We start from the raw sequence: 20332 nt of genomic DNA on the forward strand, positions 1-20332 counted from the left end.
AATCTGGTGATCATCTCCACCAGCCCCGCATACCAAAAGCAGTGGGTACAAATTTGATTGACGGATACCCATGCGCCTATGCATCAACTTTATGTGTCTCGCAGGGGGTTTCCGTATGCATTTCCGGCAACTTGAGATTTTCCGGGCCGTGATGATCAGCGGCTCTGCCTCCCGTGCGGCGGAACTTCTGCGTATCACGCAGCCCGCCGTCAGCCGTGCGCTGGTGGAACTTGAAGCTGACCTGGGGTTCGGACTGTTCGACCGGGTCAAGGGCCGGCTGGTGCCCACGCCGGAAGGGCAGATGTTCTTTCGCGACGTGAATACCAGCTTCGTGGGGCTGGACCGCCTGCGCGCATCGGCGGCCCGCATCCGCGATTTCGGGTCGGGCAGCCTGCGCATCGCAAGTATGGCCGCCTATGGTGCCACGGTGGTACCAAAGGCCATCCGTGCCTTCCGGCAGAAGAACCCCCAGATCGCCATCACCTTGCAGGTCCTCTCCTCCTCCACCGTCCGCGATCTGGTGGCTAACCAGCAGTTCGACATCGGCATCGCCGCCGATGAGGTCGATCTGTCAGGCGTGGAGCATCGCGTCTTCAGCAGCTTCCGGGCGGTACTGGCCCTCCCGCCGGGCCATCCCCTGGCGGCGAAGGCGGTGGTAGGGCCATCTGATCTGGATGGTCAACCCTTCATCGCCCTGGCTCCGGAGGATCGGGCACGGCATCGGATCACCGAAATCCTGGACAGCGTGGGCGCCCGACCGGAGATCGTCGTTGAAACGCCAAGCGCCGGCACCATCTGTGCCCTGGCCCTGGAAGGAGTGGGCATGGGCCTGATCAACCCCGCCGTCGCCGACGGCTACGCTGAACGGGGATTGGTGTTCCGGCCCTTCAAGCCGGATGTTCAATTCAAATCCTACCTTCTGTTCCGGCCCGACGCACAGAAGGCCCGGTTGGTTAAAAGCTTCGTGGCGGAACTGCTGCATTTCCGCGATCGGGTCACGTTGCCCGGAACCGGCGCGGGAGTATAAACGGCAAACGGGTTTGGCAAGCCGGAAAGCCCGGCGGGTGCGACCCCGCCATCTGCGCGGAACCGCTCCACGGCGCGGGCGAACAGAGCATCTGCCTGGGCAAGCAGGAATGGCTGATCGCCGAGTTGGGAGAGGCGGTGGAACAGATGCGCCGGATTAAGCAGGCGCTGAACCCGCAGGACCTGTTCAATCCGGGCAAAATTTTCACCTTCTGATATCCGGCGCAGTCATCCTGGTGTGGCTTCGGGTGAAGTGCCCGATGAATGGCAACCGTCGGCACGGACGCAATCGGGCGAGATTTCGATCACTTGGATCAGATCGCTGTGATGATGCTTTTTGTCTCCATAAAGGCGGACAAACCCTCGGCGCCGCCTTCACGTCCCCAGCCGGATTGCTTGAACCCTCCGAATGGCAGGGCGGGGCCAACGACCATGCCGCTATTGACGGTGATCGTGCCGACCCTGACCTGCCGGGCCAGCCGATAAGCGGCGGTGACATCCAGGCTCCAGATATTGGCTGACAGACCGTACACCGTCTCATTGGCCAGGAGGACCAGATCGGCGGGGTCGTCATAAGGGGTGACCACCAGAACCGGCCCGAAGATCTCCTCCCGCGACACCGTCGCCCTGGCACCGGGGTCGAGCAGGATGGTCGGCTCGACGAAGTATCCCCGTTCACTGGCGGCACGCCCGCCTGTCACCACCTCCACACCTTCCCGCCGCGCGCCATCAATATAGGACAGCACGCGCTGCTGCTGCTGCGCCGACACCAGCGGCCCCAGTGTAGTCGCAGGGTCAATGCCAGGACCGATCCGCAAGGCGCGTGCCTGCTCTACCAGACCTTCCAGTACCCGATCCACCACCGCCCGCGCGACCAGCAACCGGGAACCGGCCGCACACATCTGTCCGGCATTGCGGAAGATGCCGCCAGCAACGCTGGGGATGGCGCGGTCCAGATCGGCGTCGGGCATCAGGATGGTGGGCGACTTGCCCCCCAGTTCCAGGGTCAGGCGTTTCAGATTGCCCTGCGCCGCCGCCAAGAGGGTCTTGCCGACAGGGGTAGACCCGGTGAAGGAGACTTTGTCCACGTCGAGATGCGCGGCCAGCCCCGCACCGGCGACGCTGCCCAGCCCGGATACGATATTGACCACGCCCGGCGGCACGCCCGCATCCAGCAGGACCTCCCCGAGCCGCAGCAGGGTCAGCGATGTCTGCTCCGCCGGTTTCACCACCATGGTACATCCGGCGGCCAGGGCCGGCGCGATCTTCACCACGGCCTGAACCAGGGGGAAGTTCCAGGGTGTGATGATGCCGACCACGCCCACCGGCTCCCGTAGCGTCATGGCCATGAAATGGCCGGGCAGGTCCACGGTCGGCGTCTCACCACTGATCTTGGTGCACCAGCCCGACCAGTAGCGGAAGGCGCCGATGGCCAGGTTCAGATCCACGGCACGGGCCGCACTGACCGGCTTGCCATTATCCAGCGTTTCAAGCTCGGCAAATTCCTGGGCGCGTGCCTCCAGCAGGTCGGCGACCCGCCACAGGATCTGGGCCCGCCGGCCCGGCATCAGTCCCGTCCAGGCGCCGCTGTCGAAGGCATGGCGGGCGGCGGCCACCGCAAGGTCGATATCCGCCGGCGTGCCCTGGGGAATGCTGGCAAAGCTCTGTTCATCGACCGGATTGACGACATCCATCCGTGCCGCATCCGACGCCTCGCGCCAGGCATCCCCGATCAGCATCCGGAATGGTCGGGCAAGCGACGCCCGCGTCGCCTCGGCAATGTCCGTGATCATCCGGCTTCTCCCTTGAACGCTGCCTGTAATGGTTGGGTGGACGGGTCACCCGCGTTCAGGGTGCCGTCCGGATTTCTAAGGGAGCCCGGCCTGCAATCCGCAATTCCTTCTTGGACGGCAGCATTCCGCCAAAGCATGGTGGTGATTGCCTTGCACGCAACATTCCTTGCGGGAATAAAGGGCCAGGAAATTGAATTTTACAATCACCCGCCCGCACCCCTTTCCTCTCAGGAACAAATCCACAAACAAGCAGCCCGCCGGCCAGCAGCCCAAGGGCGGCGGCATCGCGGGCAACCGGTCGCGATGCGTCAAGGGAGGAAGAATATGAAGCGCAACCATGCAAGGCGATCCGTGCTGATGATGGCGACGGCGTTGAACACCATCCTGTGGCCGTCCATCGCCATGGCACAGGCAGCCTCCCCCGCCGCCGCTGGACAGAGCGGCGCCGTCCTGCTGGAAGAAATCATCGTGACGGCGCAGAAGCGCGAGCAGTCGTTGAATGACGTGCCCATGTCGATCACCGCCATCACCGGCGACGATCTGGCCGCACGCGGCATCAATGACGTGGAAGACCTAGCCAAGGTGACGCCGGGCCTCAGCTTCACCGAAAGCGGCTCCGGCACCCCGGTCTTCACGCTGCGCGGCGTTGGCTTCTTCGACACCACGCTCGGCGCCAAGCCCAGCGTCGCTGTCTATAGCGACGAGGTGCCCCTGCCCTTCTCCATCATGGCGCAGGGGGCAGCATTGGATCTGGCGCGCGTGGAAGTGCTGAAGGGTCCGCAGGGCACGCTGTTCGGCCAGAACGCCACGGGCGGCGCTCTGAACTATGTCGCTGCCAAGCCGACGCGCGACTTCGCCGCCGGGATGACCGCCAGCGTCGCACGTTTCAACAATATCGAGACATCGGGCTATGTCAGTGGCCCGCTGGTCGGCGATGTCGTCACCGCCCGCCTGTCGGCCCGAGCCGTGAGCAGTGGCGACTGGCAGAAAAGCTATACCCGCGATGACAGCCTGGGCGCCAAGCGCTTCTATCAGGGTCGCCTGCTGCTGGATGTGACGCCGTCCGACGACCTGAAATTCATGATCAATGTCAACGGCTTCAAAGATAAGTCGGACACCCAGGCGGCCCAGTTGATCGCGCGGGTCTATTCCGCCCCGGCCGCCACCGGCAACATCCCCACCATCGTCAATTATGCCGTCGCACCCGACAATAACCGCGCAGCCGACTGGGACCCGGACCAGGCGCTGAAGCGGGATAACGGTTTCTATCAGGCGTCGCTGCGCGGCGACCTGGACATTACCGACGATTGGCAGGTGACCTCCATCACCGCCTATTCCGACATGGATGTGGATCAGTTGGTCGATCAGGATGGCACCAACCAGCGCGCGTCCCTGACCAATATCCGGGGCAGCCTGTCGGCCTTTTCCCAGGAACTGCGCCTGACAGGCGTGGTCGGGCCGGCCGTCATCGTGGCGGGCGCCAGCTATGCCAAGGAAAATTCGGACGAGAACAGCCTGTACCAGTTCCCCTATACGACCAGTTCCTTCACCACCATCCCCGGCATGCGCACGCTGAGTTCCGGGCTGCGTGGCAAACAGGATTTCGATAACAGGGCCGTATTCGGCAATATCGACATGGACCTGACCGACGAGATCACCGCCCATGGCGGTGTGCGCTACACCAAGGTTGACCTGGATTACCGGTCCTGCGCCGTCAGCGGCGATGCAACCTCGGCCGCCACATACAGCACGCTGGTCAATGTCGTGCGCGGTCGCGTCGGGCTGGCGCCCCTAGCACCCCTGCAGGCAAACCAGTGCGTCACGCTAGATGCCACGGCCACGCCCGGCGAGGTGCGGAAATCGCTGAATGAGGATAATGTATCCTGGCGCCTGGGCCTGGACTGGAAGCCGCTGCCGCGCACCCTGTTCTATGTGAATGCCAGCAAGGGCTACAAGTCGGGCAGCGCCCCCACCCTGCCGGCCATCGAGGCATCGACCCTGTCGCCCGTCACGCAGGAATCCGTGATGGCCTATGAGGCGGGGTTCAAGGCGACCATCGTGCGTGGCGCTCTGGACGCCAACGGCGCCCTGTTCCATTACGATTATGATGACAAGCAGTTGCTGGCCCGCCGTCCCACGGTGCTGGGCAACCTGCCTGGTCTGGTGAATGTCCCGAAATCGCGGATCAAGGGTGCGGAAATCCAGGTCAATGCCTATCCGGTAGAGGATCTGCGCCTCAGCCTAGGCGGCACCTGGCTGGACAGCAAGGTGACGGGCAGCTTCACCAACTCCACGATCCTGGGCGTCACGGCGGACTTCAAGGGCGATGCCTTCCCCTATACGCCGAAATACCAGCTTGTCGCCGACGGCGAATACCGCACGCCGGTCAGCGGCAGCCTGGATGGCATCCTGGGTCTGAATGCCACCTATCGCAGCGCCACCAATGCCGGCTTCGGCGGCGACCAGCGTCTGCGGATCGACGCCTATACGCTGGTGGATGCACGGTTCGGCATCGCCGCCAATGACGATCAATGGGCGGCGACCCTATTCGTGCATAATGTATTCGACGAATATTACTGGAACAACGTCGCCCGTCTGTCCGACGTGGTCCGCCGTTACACGGGCATGCCGCGCACCTACGGCATCCAGCTCAGCGTCAAATACTGACAAAACCGGTGCCGGGGGATGCCTGCCTCCGGCACCTATGGAGGCGGCATGGAAGCCTATATTTACGACGCGGTCCGCAGCCCCCGTGGACGCGGCAAGCCCGATGGCGCGCTGCATGAGGTGACGCCGGTGGCACTGGCGGCCCAATTGCTGGCCGCCATCCCCGACCGCAATGGCATCGACAGTACGCAGATCGGGGATGTGATCCTGGGCTGCGTCACGCCCGTGGGTGAACAGGGTGCCGACATTGCCCGTGTCGCCGCCTTGATGGCCGGTTTCCACCAGGATGTGCCGGGCGTGCAGGTGAACCGGTTTTGTGGCTCCGGCCTTGAAGCGGTCAACATCGCGGCGGCCAAGGTCATTGCCAGAGAGGCGGGACTGGCCATCGGCGGTGGCGTGGAAAGCATGAGCCGTGTGCCCATGATGTCGGACGGCGGTGCCCTCGCAAGCGACCCGACCGTCGCCTACCAGACCTATTTCGTGCCGCAAGGCATCGGGGCTGACCTGCTGGCCACGCTGCATGGCTTTACCCGCACCGATTGCGATGCCTTCGCCGTGGAAAGCCAGCGCCGCGCCAAGCGGGCCTGGGACGCGGGGCGGTTCGACCAGTCGATCCTGCCGATCCGCGATATTATCGGTCAGGTCCTGCTGGACCGTGACGAACATATGCGGCCCGATGCCGACCTTCAGGCCCTGGGCACCCTGAAGCCCGCGTTCGAGGATATAGGCCGGAAAATGCCCGGCTTCGACGCCACGGCCCTGCTGCGCTATCCCATGGTGGAGCGGATTACCCATGTCCATCATGCCTGCAACAGTTCCGGCATCGTCGATGGGGCGGCCGTCGTGCTGGTGGGATCGCGGGAGGCGGGACAGCGGCTGGGCCTGCGGCCCCGCGCCCGCATCCGGGCAATGGGCTCCATCGGGTCGGAACCGACCATCATGCTGACCGGGCCGGAACGCATCGCCCGTAAGCTGCTGGACCGCACCGGCCTGTCCGTCGCCGATATCGACCTGTGGGAGATCAACGAGGCGTTTGCCAGCGTCGTGCTGCGCACCATCCAGGCGCTGGACCTTGATCCCGACCGGGTGAATGTCAATGGCGGCGCCATTGCCATGGGCCACCCGCTGGGTGCCACAGGCGCCATGATCCTGGGCACCGCCCTGGATGAACTGGAACGCAGCGGCCGACAGACGGCCCTGGTCTGCCTGTGTGTGGCCGCCGGCATGGGCACCGGCGCCATCATTGAGCGCGTCTGATATTCCGTTACGGAGCTTTGAGAATGACCCCATCCATCCGTTACGACATCGACGCCGATGGCATCGCCACCCTGACAATCGATGTGCCCGGCCAGTCGATGAATGTCATCGGTGCGGCGTTCCTCACCGACTTTGCCTTGCTGCTCGACCGGATCGTCGCTGATGACAGCGTGAAGGGCGTCGTCATCGCATCGGGCAAGCAAAGCGGCTTCATGGCGGGCATGGACCTGAAGGCCATGGAAGCGCTGCTGGCCGACGGCGACGACATGGGCGGCCTGTTCGGGCGGGTGTTCGACCTGAACCGCCTGCTGCGCCGGCTGGAGACCTGCGGCAAGCCGGTGGCCTGCGCCATCGAGGGGGCGTGCCTGGGTGGCGGGTTCGAACTGGCGCTGGCCTGCCATTACCGTGTCGTTGGTGACGATCCCAAGACCCAACTGGGCCTGCCGGAATGCCTGCTGGGACTGATCCCCGGCGGGGGCGGAACCCAACGCATGCCGCGCCTGACCGGCGTGCAGACGGCCTTGACCTATATGCTGCAGGGCAAGCTGTTCCGCCCGGCGGAGGGCTTGGCGCTGAAGCTGCTGGACGCGGTGGTGCCGGTGGGCACGGCGTTGGCTGCCGCGCGGGCCTGGGTCATGACCAATCCCGACGCGCATATACAGCCCTGGGACCGCAAGGGCTTCAAGGTGCCGGGCGGCGCGGGTGCCATGAACCCGGCCTTCGTGCAGAATTTCATCGGTGCGGTACCGATGATGGTTAAGCAGACCCAGCATAATATCCATGGGCCGGTGGCCCTATTGTCCGCCGTCTATGAAGGGCTGCAATTGCCCATGGACCGGGCCATCCGGGTGGAATCCAAATATTTTGCCAAGGTGCTGGCCGATCCGCAGGCCCGTTTCATGGTCCGCACCCTGTTCGTGAACAAGCAGGCGGTCGAACGCGGCGCCCGCCGGCCGGCCACGGTCGCACCCTCCCCAACGCGCAAGCTGGCGATGCTGGGTGCCGGCATGATGGGGGCGGGTATCGCCACCGTCGCCGTCCAGGCGGGGATGGAGGTCGTGATGCTGGACCGCGACATGGTCGCAGCAGAAAAGGGCAAGGCGCATGCGCAGGCCGAACTGGCCGCCCGCGTCGCCAAGGGCAGCCTGACCGAAGAAAAGGCGACGCAGATTCTGGCCCGCATTATTCCCGCCACGGATTTCGCCGCCCTGGCCGGGTCGGATTTCGTGATCGAGGCCGTGTTCGAAGATCCTGGCATCAAGGCCGAGGTGACGCGCAAGGTGGAAGCGGTGCTGGGTCCCGACACGATCTTCGGCTCCAACACCTCCACCCTGCCCATCGGCACGCTGGCAAATGCGTGGTCGAAGCCGGAGAATTTTATCGGCATCCATTTCTTCTCGCCTGTGGAGCGCATGCCGCTGGTGGAGGTGATCCTGGGACCGAAGACGGGTGAGGCGGCGCTGGCCAAGGCGTTGGACTTCATCGCCCAGATCCGCAAGACGCCCATCGTCGTCAATGACAGCCGGGGCTTCTACACATCGCGCTGCTTTGCGACATATGTCGGCGAAGGCACCCAGATGCTGGCAGAGGGCATCAATCCAGCCCTGATCGAGAATATGGGTCGGCAGTTGGGCATGCCCGTGGGGCCGCTAGCCGTGTCGGACGAGGTGTCCATCGAACTGGGCCTCAAGGTCATGCAGGCGACGCGTGACGCCCTGGGTACCGCCTATCGGCCCAGTGCGGCCGACGATGTGCTGGAAAAGATGGTCGTCCAACTGGACCGCCGGGGCCGCAAGAATAGTCGCGGCTATTACGATTACCCCGCCGATGGTGGGTCAAAGCGCCTGTGGCCCGGTCTGGCGCAGCATTTCCGCCCCGCCGCCGAACAGCCAAACCCGGAGGATGTGCGCGAGCGACTGCTGTACCGGCAACTGATCGAATGCGCGCGGTGTCTGGAGGAAGGGGTGCTGTCGGCACCGGAGGATGGCGATATCGGCGCCATTTTCGGCTGGGGCTTCGCGGCCCACACCGGCGGGCCGTTCAGCCACATGGACAATCTGGGTATCGGCACGGTCGTGCGGGTGCTGGACCGGCTGGCCGGCATCCATGGTGACCGTTTCACGCCCACGGCGCAGTTGCGGGAGATGGCGGCCAGCGGGCGGCGCTTCTACCCGCCATCCTCACCGCGCGGATGAGGCGCTTACCCTTGCGTTTCCTTCACCGCGCGGATGAAGGCACGCATCAAGGGCTTGGGCTCCCACCGCTTGCGGACGGCACAGCACATGGTGGAGGGGGGCAGCAGGTTCATGTCTTCCAGCGCCACAAAATCCGCCTGGAAGGCAGGGGTCCCGGCGAAGAAATCCGTCGTGACGCCGATGGCGTTGGTCTGGGCCACGATCTGGCGGACCAGGGGGAAATAATCCACGACATGCACCCGCTTGTGCCATTCGATGTTGGCGTCCTCGTAAATCTTGCGGACAGCCACGCCATAGGGGCGGCCGTCCGAGGGGCTGACAAAGTCGAATTCCGCCAGATCGGTAGCGGTGATCCTGGGCCGTTCCAGCAGTGGATGCCCCTTGCGCACAAAATTCACCGACCGTACGGCACGGATCGTCTCGCGGTGGATATCCGGCCAATCAGCATAGGCGGCATCAAAACCCAGGGCGACATCCACCGTGCCGGCCCGCAGCAACTGCACCGTCCGTTCGAACGTCGATCCACTGACATCCACCTTGACGCCGGGATGACGCTTCAGCAGCAACGCCAGGGGTGCCAGCAGGCGCCATTCCAGCGAGGCAGGGCCAACCCCGATGCGCAGGGTGCCGGCATAGTCCCGGTCCTGTTCCGCCGGCCGGCGCAGCAATTCGCGCGTGTCATCGACCAGCCGGGACGCCCGGTCGATGAAATCGCGCCCCTCCGCCGTCAGGAACGATCCGCGCGGCGTCCGGTAGAAGATCGAATAGCCGATCTGCTTCTCCAGGCTGGCCACACTTTTGGTGATCGCCGATTGCGTGACCCCGACCGCTTCGGCCGCCGCCGTGATGGAGCCGGTGCGGGCGACGGCGACGACATAGTTCAGCCGGAGATCCATGGCAGGTCATTCCATCAAGGCATGTTGATGACTACAAATGAATTTGACGCTTATGTCGGTTCGATCCAGGCTGCAAGCAGAAAATGGAGATGCGAATGCTGACGGGAAAGACCATCGTGGTCACCGGGGCGGGCCGCGGGATCGGTGCGGCCATCGCCCTTCTTTGCGCCCAGGAAGGGGCCAGGGTGCTGGTCAATGATCTGGGTGTTTCGGCCGATGGTGACGGCACCGACGCACGCCACGCCGACCATGTGGTGGATCAGATCCGGGCGGCGGGCGGCACGGCCATGGCCAACCATGCCAGCGTGGCCGATCCGGACGGGGCGGCATCGATCATTGCCGATGCGATCCGGCATTTCGGGCGCATCGACGCCGTCATCAACAATGCCGGCTTCCTGCGCGACAGCATCTTTCACAAGATGAGCCTTGCTGACTGGAACAATGTCATCGCCGTGCATCTGACCGGTGCCTTCCTGGTCTCCCGCGCGGCGGCCCCGCATTTCCGGGAGCAGGGGTCGGGCAGCTTCGTACATTTCACCTCCACCACCGGCCTGATCGGCAATGTTGGGCAGGCGAATTACGGGGCCGCCAAGGCGGGCATTGTCGGCCTGTCCACCGCCATCGCGCTGGATATGCAGCGTTTCGGCGTGCGCTCCAACTGTCTGGCGCCAACCGCCTGGACACGGCTGGTCGATAGCGTGCCGCTGGCCAGTGTGAACCGCGAGCGGGCGGAAAAGCTGAAATCCCTGACGCCGGAGAAGATTGCGCCGCTGGCAGCCTATCTGTGCGCTGATGATGCCGCCGATATTACCGGCCAGATTTTCGGCGTGCGCGGGGATGAGGTGTTCCTTTATTCCCGGCCGACCATCCTGCGCACCATGCATAATGCTGGCGGCTGGACCCCGCAGAACTGCGCGGACACGCTGATGCCGGCCCTGCGGTCCAGCATGCAACCGTTGCGCAGCGCCACCGACATCATCAACTGGGACCCGCTGTAATGGTCGCCGACATGACGAAGGTCGGCATCAGTGCCGCCGGCGCCTATGTGCCGCTGCTGCGCCTGCAGCGCCGGGCCATTGCCACCGCCACCGCTTGGTACAACCCGGCGCTGGCCAGCCTGGGCAAGGGTGAACGGGCCATGGCGAATTGGGACGAGGATGCCGTGACCATGGCGGTGGAAGCGGCCCGCGACTGCCTGAGCGGGCGCGACCGGCAAGAAGTGAACCGCTTGATCCTGGCCTCCACCAGCCTGCCCTTCGCTGACCGGCAGAATGCCGGCATCGTCAAGGAGGCGCTGACCCTGCCCGATGCCGTCGGGTCGATGGATGTGGGCGGGTCGCAGCGAGCCGGTACGACCGCCCTGCTGTCGGCGCTGGATACGGCGCGTGCGGCGGACGGCCCGGTCCTATGCCTTGCCGCCGACAAACGGCCGGCCCGGCCGGCATCGACGGATGAGCTCCTGAATGGTGACGGGGCAGCGGCCCTGCTGGCCGGCACACGGGATCTGATCGCGGAACTGATCGGCCGTTACAGCGTGACCGTCGATTTCGTCGATCATTACCGCGCCAGCGACCGTGACCATGATTATGGTTGGGAAGGGCGATGGGTCCGGGACGAGGGCTATCTTCGCCTGTTGACGGGGTCCATCCGCGACGGGCTTGACCGGAACGGCATCAGCGCCAGCGATATCGATCACCTGATCCTGGCCTTGCCCACCTCAGGGGTCGATACACAGGTCGCCAAGGCCATCGGCGTTCCGCCCGACCGTTTGATGGATGGCCTGCACGGGCACCTGGGCTACACGGGTGCCGCCCACCCGCTGCTGCTGCTGGCCCGGCTGCTGGCCACTGTTGAGCCGGGCAAGTGCATTGCGCTGGCTGCCTTTGGCCAGGGCGTCGACCTGCTGCTGTTCCGCACCACCGGCCTTGCGGGCAAGGTCACCACCGGCAGGGGCGTCGATGGCTGGCTGGCGCGGCGGCGGCCGGAAGAGAATTACCTGAAGCATCTGCATTTCCGGGGCGAGGTGACGCTTGAGGCCGGCATGCGCGCCGAACTGGACCTCAAGACCTCGCACGCCGCCCTTTATCGTGACCGGAAAACGGTCCTGGGCCTGGTTGGCGGGAAATGCCGTGTGACGGGGACGGTGCAGTATCCGAAAAGTACGGTCTCCGTCGCCCGAAACGCGCGGATGGTGGACACGCAGGATGATTATCCGCTGGCCGACCGGCCGGCGCGGCTGGTGACCGTCACCGCCGACCATCTGGCCTTCTCCCCCGACCCGCCCAGCCATTACGGCATGATCGATTTCGATGGCGGCGGTCGCATGATCGCCGACATCGTGGATGTGGGCGACACGGTCCTGCGGCCGGGTGCGCGGATGCGCATGATGTTCAGGATCAAGCGCGTCGATGCCCGCGGCTTCACTCAATATTTCTGGAAAGCCGCCCCGGATGAGGGGGAAGCCGGCGGTCAAGATGTTTGACCACCCATACACGGCGGCGACCGCCGCCGCGCGCCTCATGGCGCGTAAGCCAAGCCGCCGGATGGCGGCGCCCGGCATCTGAGGGCACACGAAAGCAGAGGACCGACAATGGCCAGTGGCATCAAGGACAAGGTCGCCATCCTGGGCATGGGATGCGCGAAATTCGGAGAACGGTGGGACACCGACGGCCCGACCCTGATGGTGGAGGCGTTCGAGGAGGCCATCGCCGACGCGGGCATCGACCCGTCGCAGTTGGAGGCCGGTTGGTTCGGCCATGCCGGCAATGCCGTGGGGCCGGGCGCCATTCCGCTGCCCCTGGCGCTGCGCCTGCACAACATCCCCATGACGCGGGTTGAGAATGCCTGCGCCACGGGGACGGAGGCGTTGCGCGGGGCGGCCTATGCCGTGGCCAGCGGCGCTTGCGACATCGCTTTCGCGCTGGGCATGGAAAAGCTGAAGGATGCCGGCTATAGCGGGCTTCCCGCCGCCTCGCGCGGGCCATTCTATGATGCGACCAACGCCAACCTGACGGCACCCGGTGCCTTTGCGCAACTGGCGTCGGGTTATGCCGCGCGCCACAAGGTGGCGGCGGACGATCTGAAGCGCGCCATGGCCCATATCTCGGTCAAGAGCCACGCCAACGCCACGAAGAACCCCAAAGCCCATCTGCGCAAGCCCATCACGGCCGAGCAGGTGATCAAGGCCCCCATCGTGGCCGCCCCCCTGGGCCTGTTCGATTGCTGCGGCGTGTCCGATGGCGCAGCCTGCGCCATCGTCACACGGCCGGAGATCGCCCGCGCGCTGGGCAGGACTGACATCGTCACCATCAAGTCGCTGCAACTGGCCGCGACCGGCGGTTGGGAGGCGCAGGGCAGTGGCTGGGACAGCAGCTATGTGCCCACCACCCGCGCGGCGGCCGCCCGCGCCTACAAGGAAGCCGGGATCAAAGACCCGCGCACGGAACTGAGCCTGACGGAAGTGCATGATTGTTTCTCCATCACCGAACTGGTGACGATGGAGGATCTGGGGCTCAGCGACGATGGCCACGCCTGGCGCGATGTGCTGGACGGACGGTTCGATGCCGATGGCGCCTTGCCCTGCCAGATCGATGGCGGCCTGAAATGTTTCGGCCATCCGATCGGCGCCACCGGCATCCGCATGGTCTATGAGAATTATCTCCAGCTTCTGGGCCGGGCCGGCGCGCGCCAGCGACAGCAGCCTGTAGTGAACGCGCTGGCCCATAATCTGGGCGGCGCGCCGTTCCACGGCATCTGTTCCATCTCCATCGTCGGGTTGCTGTAAGGGCATTCCCAAACAAGTCAAACCATGAACTGACAGGATCCGGCCTTGAGCACCCCAACATCCGAACCGGACGCGCGCTACCGCTATGTGGTCGTGGCGGCGCTGGCCTTTGCCTACATGCTCAACTTCGTCGACCGGCAATTGCTGTCGATCCTGGTGGAGCCGGTGAAACAGGATCTCGGCCTCAGCGATACCCAGATCGGCATGCTGACGGGGCTGATGTTCGCGCTGTTCTATACGTTCTTCGGTATTCCGGTGGCCATGATCGCCGACCGGGGCAATCGCACCCGCCTGATTGCGGCCGCCTGCGGCATCTGGAGCATCTTCACCGCCCTGTCGGGTTTTGCCACGGGCTTCATCAGCCTGGCGCTAGCCCGCATCGGTGTCGGTATCGGCGAGGCCGGCTGTTCGCCCCCCTCCTATTCCATTATCGCCGACTATTTCCCGGCCCATAAACGCGGCCGGGCCCTGGGACTTTATGTTCTGGGCGTGCCGGCAGGCAGCTTGGTCGGGGCCGTGGCGGGGGCGGCAATCGCCCAGGCCTATGGCTGGCGGACGGCCTTCATCACCATCGGTCTGGCTGGCCTGCTGTTCGCGCCGCTGCTGCTGCTGATCGTGCGGGAACCGGTGCGCGGGCGCTTCGATGCGGCCGCCCCGTCCGATGCCGCCACGCCCCGCCTGATGGAGGCACTGGGCTATTTCTGGCGGTCGCCGATCTTCATCTTCACGGGCTTGGCTTGCGGCCTGACGTCTTTCTGCTCCTACGGGCTGCTGAACTGGACCCCCGCCTTCCTGAGCCGGGTGCAGGGCATGTCGCTGGGCCAGATCAGCTTCTATTTCGGGGTTCTGGTTGCGGGTTCGATGGTCGTTGCCGCCTGGATCGGCGCGATGATCGCGGACAAGGCAGGGGCGCGTAATCCCGTCTGGTACCCTCTGCTGCCCGGCCTCGGCATGCTGGTGGTACTGCCCTTTCTGTTCGGCTTCACCATGGTCGGTGACTGGTCGCTGTCGCTGCTGCTGCTGGTGCCGCCCACGATGCTGACATCCATCTATCTGGTGCCGGCGCTGGCCCTGCTGCAGAACCGCACGCCGCCCCAGTATCGGGCTACGGTCAGCGCCACGCTGCTGTTCCTGCTGAACCTGCTGGGCCTGGGCTGCGGCCCGCTGTTCGTGGGCATGGTCAGCGACCGGCTGACGCCGGTTTACGGCAATGCCGGTCTGGCCATGGCCCTGCAATGGCTGACACCGTTCATCATCCTGGCCTTCCTGTGCCAGGCGATCACCGCCTGGCTGATCCGACGGGAGGCGCTACGGGGAAAATAGTGAAATATGCAAACAAAGACGGCACCGTCCATGGGCGGTGCCGTCTTTGCGCAGGGTGGAAAGGCCTTACCGCCTATCTCCGCTTCCAGTTCCCGGCCCGCCGTTCCTGTACCGCCAGGATGCCCTCGGCGAAATCCTCGGTCACGCGCAGCTCATGCTGCTTGCGCGCTTCCGTATCGGTCTGGTGGCGGATATCCTCCAGCAGGCCCTCGCGCAGCGTTGCCCGCGTGGCTTCCACGGCCAGCGGCGCATTCTCGGCGATCTGCCGGGCCAGCGTCAGGGCAGTGTCGAACAGCGCCCCCTCCTCGACCAGGCGGTCAGCCAGACCGATGCGCAGCGCCTCCTCCCCATTGATGCGCCGGCCGGTATAGAGCAACTCGGCGGCCTTCTGCTGCCCCACCACACGCGGCAGCAACAGGGTGATGGCGAAGCCGGGATGGATGCCGATCTTCACAAAATTCACCGCTAGGCGCGTGCTGGGGGCAACCACGCGGAAATCGGCCACCAGCGTCAGGCCCAGCCCGCCACCGATGGCCGCTCCCTGCACCGCCGCCACGATGGGCTTGCGGATGGCGAACAGGCGGTGGGCCGCCGCATAGATCTGCTCCGGCTCCTCATGCGCCTGGGTCAGTTCGGCCCCGGCACAGAAATTCCGCCCCTCGGCCGCCAGAACGATGGCGTGGATGTCGGGATCGGCGTCAACCTGCTCCAGCGCGCTGCCAATGGCCGTGATCAGCGGAATGCTGAAATAATTGCTGGGCGGTCGGGCAAAGCGGACAACCGCGACATGGCCCTCGGCCCGCGTCACATTGATGACATTGCCGTCCGCATCCGGTTCAGCCAGCGGACCAGGGTCCGGCGAAAATTCATGCTGGTTCATTTTCTGCCCATGCTTTCCTGGGAAAGGCGTTCCTGGCGGAACTGGCTGCGGCGGGCCTTGCCCACCTCGTCGCGCAGGTCGGTGGTGACGAATTCGAAGCTTCGCGGGACCTTGTAGCGAGCCAGTTGCGTGGCGAGGTAGGCCGCCAAAGTCTCCGCGTCCAAAGGTGGGTCCTGGCCCGGTGCGACCTGCACGATGGCATGCACCCGGTTGCCCAGATCATCGTCGGGCAGGCCGATCACCACGCTGCCGCGTACATCCGGGTGGCGCTCGATGGCCGCCTCCACCTCCGCCGGATAGATATTGACGGCACCGGAGATGATCAGGTCCGTGCGGCGGTCGGAGATGTACAAAAAACCGTCATCATCGGTGTGGCCCAGGTCCCCCAGCGAGGTCCAGCCATCGGTTACCTTCATCTCCGATCCGATATAGCGGAAATTGGGGCCGGCCCCGGAGGCCTGACGGAAGAAAATCTGCCCCACCTCTCCGGGCGCGCAGGGCGACCCGTCGGGGTGGAGAATTCTCATCTCCGTTCCGGGCGCCGGGCGCCCCACCGACCCGCGATGGGCCAGCCAGTCCGTCCCGTTGATGATTGTGGCGCCGATCCCTTCCGTCCCGGCATAGATCTCGAACAGCCGGTCCGGCCCGATCCAGCCGATCCAGCTTTCCTTCAGCCAAGGTGAACAGGGGCCACCCAGATGCACCAGGGTGCGCAGGCTGGACAGGTCGTACCGCCCCCGCACCGCTTCCGGCAGGCGCCAGATGCGGCCCATCATGGTGGGCACCATCATCACATAGGTGACCCGGTGTCGCTCGATCAGCGCCAGACACGCCTCCGCATCGAACCGCTCCATATTGACCACATGGCCGCCGCCGAACAGGCACTGGTGCACGGCGCTGAAGGCGGCATTGTGATAAAGCGGTCCTGGATTGAGGATCGTGTCGCCGGGCCGTTGCAGGGCATAGCCCGCCCCCGCCGGATCGGCCTGCCCGTCAACATTGGTGACAATGACCTTGGGCCGCCCCGTGGAGCCGCCGCTGGTGATCGCCTTCCAGGACGGCGACACGCGCGCCGGCAGGGGCTGGTCGCCATCCTCCGGCCCCGGTTCGGCATCGGGCGCCAGGGTCGGGCACTGGGCAAAGCACAGGCCGGGCGGCCCGATCACCAGACGCGGCGACACCGCCTCCACAATGGCGGCGCATTCGGCGGCGGGCATCTTGGGCGAGATCGGGCACGGCACGGCCCCCAGCTTCCACAGGGCAAAGCTGGTTTCGAAGAAGGCGATGGAGTTTGGCAGGGCGAAGATGACAAAATCCCCCTGCCCCACCCCATGGCGGGCCAGCAGGCGGGCGCGGCGGTTGGCGCGGGCATCCAGTTCGGCCCGGCTCAAGGTCACGCCATCCTGGGTCAGCGCCGGCCGTTCAGGGTCGATGGCGGCATGATAGGAGAGGATCAGACCCAGCGGAATGCGGGCGGCGGCAGGGAGGACCATGTTCATGCGTCCAACCCCGTGCCTTCAGATCCAGACCGTGACACCGTTCTGCTTGTCATTCCACCCGGCACCGGATCGCCCCTCTCCATTGCAAAACCGAACAGGGGGAAACCTGCCAATGACGGGCATCTGCGTCTAATGCTTTGCTGGCTATTCGCATTCCATGGCGGAATGCCCGCCCATCATTCTTCCGTGGAATGATAATTGACCACAAGTCATTTGACGCATGATCAAGTGCCCGCCGACACTGGCCGGAAAGCGGCCCTTTGCCGGGTCCGCAACAAATCAACAATACCGGGGTGGAGAGGCCAGCATGGAAGATTTCCTGAGGAGCCGCTGGTACCAGTATGGGTTCAGCCATGAACTGGCCGACACCCCGCTGGCCCGGACGATCATCGACACGCCCCTGGTCGCCTTTCGTACAGACAGGGATGTCAGCATCCTGCTGGACATGTGCCCGCACCGCTTTGCCCCGCTATCCACGGGGCGGGTCGACCAGGGGCGCATCATCTGTGGCTATCACGGGCTCGCCTTCGACGGGGCCGGGCACTGCGCTGCCAATCCGCATGGCAAGATCACGACGGCGCTGCGGGTGCGGTCCTTTCCGGCGGTGGAACGGCATGGCGCCCTCTGGGTCTGGATGGGTGAGGCATCACTGGCCGATCCGGCGCTGATCCCCGACCTGTCCTTCATCGATGAGACGCCAGGGACGGCGCGCATCCATTTCACCATCGCCATCCGGGCCAGCTATCGCCTGGTCACCGATAATCTGCTGGACCTGAGCCATGCCGACTACCTGCATCCCGGCACGCTGGGCGGCGTCATGACGGGGGTGCGGCCCAACGTGATCGATACGGAAAACGGCGTGGCCGTGGAATGGGTGAACCGCAACGTGGTGCCGCCACCTCGCTTCCGGGAACGGGTACCCGCCGCGCAGCGGGCCGATGCCTGGACACGCGCGGAATGGCAGGCACCCGCCATCATGGTGATCAAGACCGCCCTGACACAAAGCGGTCGGGAGCGCAGCCGGGAAGATGAAGTCTGGGCCTTGCACAGCATGACACCGGCGACGGCGGGGAGTACGCATTACTTCGTTTGCGGCACGCGGCGCGACCGGATGGACGATGTCCATTATTCGGCGCGCCTGCGGACGATGCTGCAACACGCGTTCGAGCGGGAGGACAAGCCTATGCTGGAAGATCAGCAGAAACGCATCGGCATGGCCGACCCCAACAGCCTGCGGTCCATATTGTTGTCCATCGATGCCGGCGCCGCCCTGGCCCGGCGCAAGCTGAACCGGTTGATCGCCCATGAACAGGCCACCGACGCATGAACAGCGGGAATGACACGAGCCGGCATGATTTCATCATTATCGGTGGCGGGTCTGCCGGGGCCGTGGTCGCAGCAAGGCTGAGCGAGCGCCCCGACATCCGCGTGCTGCTGCTGGAGGCGGGTCCCCGCGACCGCAGTTTGCTGATCCACATGCCGGTCGCCTTCCGCCTGCTGCGTCAGCGTATGCTGTTCGACTGGGGCTACAAGTCTGAATCGGAACCGCATGCGGCGGACCGGTCCATTCCGGCGGCTCGCGGCAAGGTGCTGGGCGGGTCGTCGGCCGTGAACGGCATGATGTATTCGCGCGGCCATCCACGCGATTACGACCAATGGGCGCAGATGGGGGCGACGGGCTGGTCCTTCGACGATGTCCTGCCCTATTTCCGCAAGTCGGAGCGCAACGAGCGCGGGGCCAGCCACTGGCATGGCGCCGATGGCCCGATGAGCGTATCGCGCATGTCCCAGGATGATCCGCTGGTCTGGGCCATGCAGGAAACCGCCCGCAGGCTGGGCCACCCCGTCACCGACGATTTCGAGGCGGGAACGTCGGAAGGTTTCGGCCTGCCGGACCTGACGGTGGGGCGCGGACGGCGGGCCAGCACCGCCAGCGCCTTCCTGGCACCCGCGCGCAGCCGGCCCAACTTGACGATCGAAACGGGCGCGCAAGCGACCCGTATCCTGTTTCAGGGCACCCGCGCTGTGGGCGTGGAGTATCGACAGGCGGGCCGGACCCTCACGGCCCACTGTACCCGTGAAACGGTGCTGTGTGGCGGCGCTTATGCATCGCCCCATTTGCTGATGCTGTCCGGCATCGGTCCCGCCGACCATCTGCGCGCGCATGGGATTGATGTGGTGGCTGACCTGCCGGGCGTAGGCGACAATTTGCAGGATCATCCCCTGGTGCCGATGGGGTTCCGGGGCAGGCAACCCTTCCCGCTGCGCGCAAAACTGCGGGCCGACCGCATTGCGCTGTCCGCACTGCGCTGGGTCCTGACCGGCAAGGGCATGATGGGCACCCAGCCCCTGACGGCCATCGCCTATTACCGCTCGCATCCGGGGCTGGAGCGACCGGATCTGGAAAACATCCTGATGCCGACCAGCCTGAACGCCCATGTCTGGTTCCCCGGCATCCGCCGCCCGCACGAGGATATGCTGACCTCGCTCAATTGCGTGCTGCGACCTGGCAGCCGGGGAACGGTGCGCCTGCGCTCCGCCGATCCGGCGGCCCCGCCGGAAATACGCTTCAACCTTCTGTCCGACCCCAGCGATATCGATCTGCTGCGCCATTCGATTGAATGGACACGGCAGTTGGTGGCGACGGACCCGATCCGCGATTTCGTGGGTGAGGAGGTGTTCCCCGGCCCCAAGGTGGCCGGCCGGCAATCCATGGACGGCTATATCCGTTCAATCGCCGTCACGGCCCAGCACCCGGCCTGCACCTGCCGGATGGGTACCGACGACAAGAGCGTTGTTAATTCCGTTTTGCAGGTGCATGGCGTGCAGGGGCTGCGCGTCGCCGACGCCTCCGTTATGCCGGCACTGATCGGGGGTCATACGAACGCGCCCAGCATCATGATCGGGGAACGCGCCGCAGATTTTCTGACCTGAACGGACGGTGTTAATGCCCCTTCAACTGGGGTTCCCACCTCGGCTTTCTTGCCCCCCTCATTCAGCATATGGGCCGAA

The 20332-nt window shown here is 65.1% G+C and carries 15 protein-coding genes; 11 read left to right on the top strand and 4 right to left on the bottom strand.

Annotated elements, in window-relative coordinates; genetic code table 11:
• Positions 1-115: 115 nt before the first annotated feature.
• Together ABC729_RS08800 and ABC729_RS08805 are read left to right on the top strand one after the other, a co-directional pair.
• Positions 116-1027: a LysR substrate-binding domain-containing protein gene (locus ABC729_RS08800; protein WP_495607249.1), complete on the top strand. Its 912-nt coding sequence runs from the start codon at positions 116-118 to the stop codon at positions 1025-1027.
• Positions 1028-1122: 95 nt separating this feature from the next.
• On the top strand, positions 1123-1242 hold the full coding sequence (locus ABC729_RS08805) for an FAD-linked oxidase C-terminal domain-containing protein (RefSeq protein ID WP_495608663.1): 120 nt from the start codon (positions 1123-1125) through the stop codon (positions 1240-1242).
• 98 nt (positions 1243-1340) lie between these two features.
• Here the strand turns inward: ABC729_RS08805 and ABC729_RS08810 are convergent, their stop codons facing one another.
• On the bottom strand, positions 1341-2819 hold the full coding sequence (locus ABC729_RS08810) for an aldehyde dehydrogenase family protein (protein WP_495607250.1): 1479 nt from the start codon (positions 2817-2819) through the stop codon (positions 1341-1343).
• Positions 2820-3143: 324 nt separating this feature from the next.
• On the opposite strand from ABC729_RS08810, the gene ABC729_RS08815 reads away from it, so the two are divergent.
• From ABC729_RS08815 to ABC729_RS08825, 3 genes are read left to right on the top strand one after another with little or no spacing between them, the layout of a single operon-like run.
• Positions 3144-5486 carry a TonB-dependent receptor gene (locus ABC729_RS08815; protein ID WP_495607251.1) on the top strand — a complete coding sequence of 781 codons (2343 nt, stop codon included), beginning with the start codon at positions 3144-3146 and terminating at the stop codon, positions 5484-5486.
• Positions 5487-5534: 48 nt separating this feature from the next.
• On the top strand, positions 5535-6743 hold the full coding sequence (locus tag ABC729_RS08820; protein ID WP_495607252.1) for an acetyl-CoA C-acetyltransferase: 1209 nt from the start codon (positions 5535-5537) through the stop codon (positions 6741-6743).
• 23 nt (positions 6744-6766) lie between these two features.
• Positions 6767-8938 carry a 3-hydroxyacyl-CoA dehydrogenase NAD-binding domain-containing protein gene (locus ABC729_RS08825; protein WP_495607253.1) on the top strand — a complete coding sequence of 724 codons (2172 nt, stop codon included), beginning with the start codon at positions 6767-6769 and terminating at the stop codon, positions 8936-8938.
• 5 nt (positions 8939-8943) lie between these two features.
• Here ABC729_RS08825 and ABC729_RS08830 read toward each other — a convergent pair whose 3' ends face one another.
• Positions 8944-9834, bottom strand: coding sequence for a LysR family transcriptional regulator (locus ABC729_RS08830; RefSeq protein ID WP_495607254.1), 891 nt, complete (start codon positions 9832-9834; stop codon positions 8944-8946).
• Positions 9835-9929: 95 nt separating this feature from the next.
• Here ABC729_RS08830 and ABC729_RS08835 point away from each other — a divergent pair, with 95 nt between their 5' ends.
• The 4 genes from ABC729_RS08835 (at position 9930) to ABC729_RS08850 (ending at position 14941) form a co-directional block, all read left to right on the top strand.
• Positions 9930-10832: an SDR family NAD(P)-dependent oxidoreductase gene (locus tag ABC729_RS08835; RefSeq protein ID WP_495607255.1), complete on the top strand. Its 903-nt coding sequence runs from the start codon at positions 9930-9932 to the stop codon at positions 10830-10832.
• Between the two features lie 11 nt (positions 10833-10843).
• The gene (locus ABC729_RS08840; RefSeq protein WP_495607256.1) at positions 10844-12316 is read left to right on the top strand and encodes a 3-oxoacyl-[acyl-carrier-protein] synthase III C-terminal domain-containing protein; all 1473 of its coding nucleotides are present in this window, start codon (positions 10844-10846) and stop codon (positions 12314-12316) included.
• 108 nt (positions 12317-12424) lie between these two features.
• Positions 12425-13618 carry an acetyl-CoA acetyltransferase gene (locus tag ABC729_RS08845; protein ID WP_495607257.1) on the top strand — a complete coding sequence of 398 codons (1194 nt, stop codon included), beginning with the start codon at positions 12425-12427 and terminating at the stop codon, positions 13616-13618.
• Positions 13619-13663: 45 nt separating this feature from the next.
• A complete protein-coding gene (locus ABC729_RS08850; RefSeq protein ID WP_495607258.1) occupies positions 13664-14941 on the top strand; it encodes a spinster family MFS transporter in 1278 nt (425 codons plus the stop codon).
• Between the two features lie 73 nt (positions 14942-15014).
• Here ABC729_RS08850 and ABC729_RS08855 read toward each other — a convergent pair whose 3' ends face one another.
• Positions 15015-15821 carry an enoyl-CoA hydratase/isomerase family protein gene (locus tag ABC729_RS08855; RefSeq protein ID WP_495607259.1) on the bottom strand — a complete coding sequence of 269 codons (807 nt, stop codon included), beginning with the start codon at positions 15819-15821 and terminating at the stop codon, positions 15015-15017.
• Positions 15818-17320, bottom strand: a complete 1503-nt coding sequence (locus ABC729_RS08860; protein WP_495607260.1) for an AMP-binding protein — start codon at positions 17318-17320, stop codon at positions 15818-15820. The genes ABC729_RS08855 and ABC729_RS08860 overlap by 4 nt, the downstream gene beginning before the upstream one ends.
• A 307-nt stretch (positions 17321-17627) precedes the next feature.
• Between ABC729_RS08860 and ABC729_RS08865 the strand changes: the two genes are divergently transcribed.
• Both ABC729_RS08865 and ABC729_RS08870 read left to right on the top strand, forming a co-directional pair.
• Positions 17628-18647: a Rieske 2Fe-2S domain-containing protein gene (locus tag ABC729_RS08865; protein ID WP_495607261.1), complete on the top strand. Its 1020-nt coding sequence runs from the start codon at positions 17628-17630 to the stop codon at positions 18645-18647.
• Positions 18644-20254 carry a GMC family oxidoreductase gene (locus ABC729_RS08870; RefSeq protein ID WP_495607262.1) on the top strand — a complete coding sequence of 537 codons (1611 nt, stop codon included), beginning with the start codon at positions 18644-18646 and terminating at the stop codon, positions 20252-20254. The genes ABC729_RS08865 and ABC729_RS08870 overlap by 4 nt, the downstream gene beginning before the upstream one ends.
• Positions 20255-20332 lie beyond the last annotated feature (78 nt).

It is taken from the genome of Niveispirillum sp. CC-CTL257, assembly GCF_059489915.1.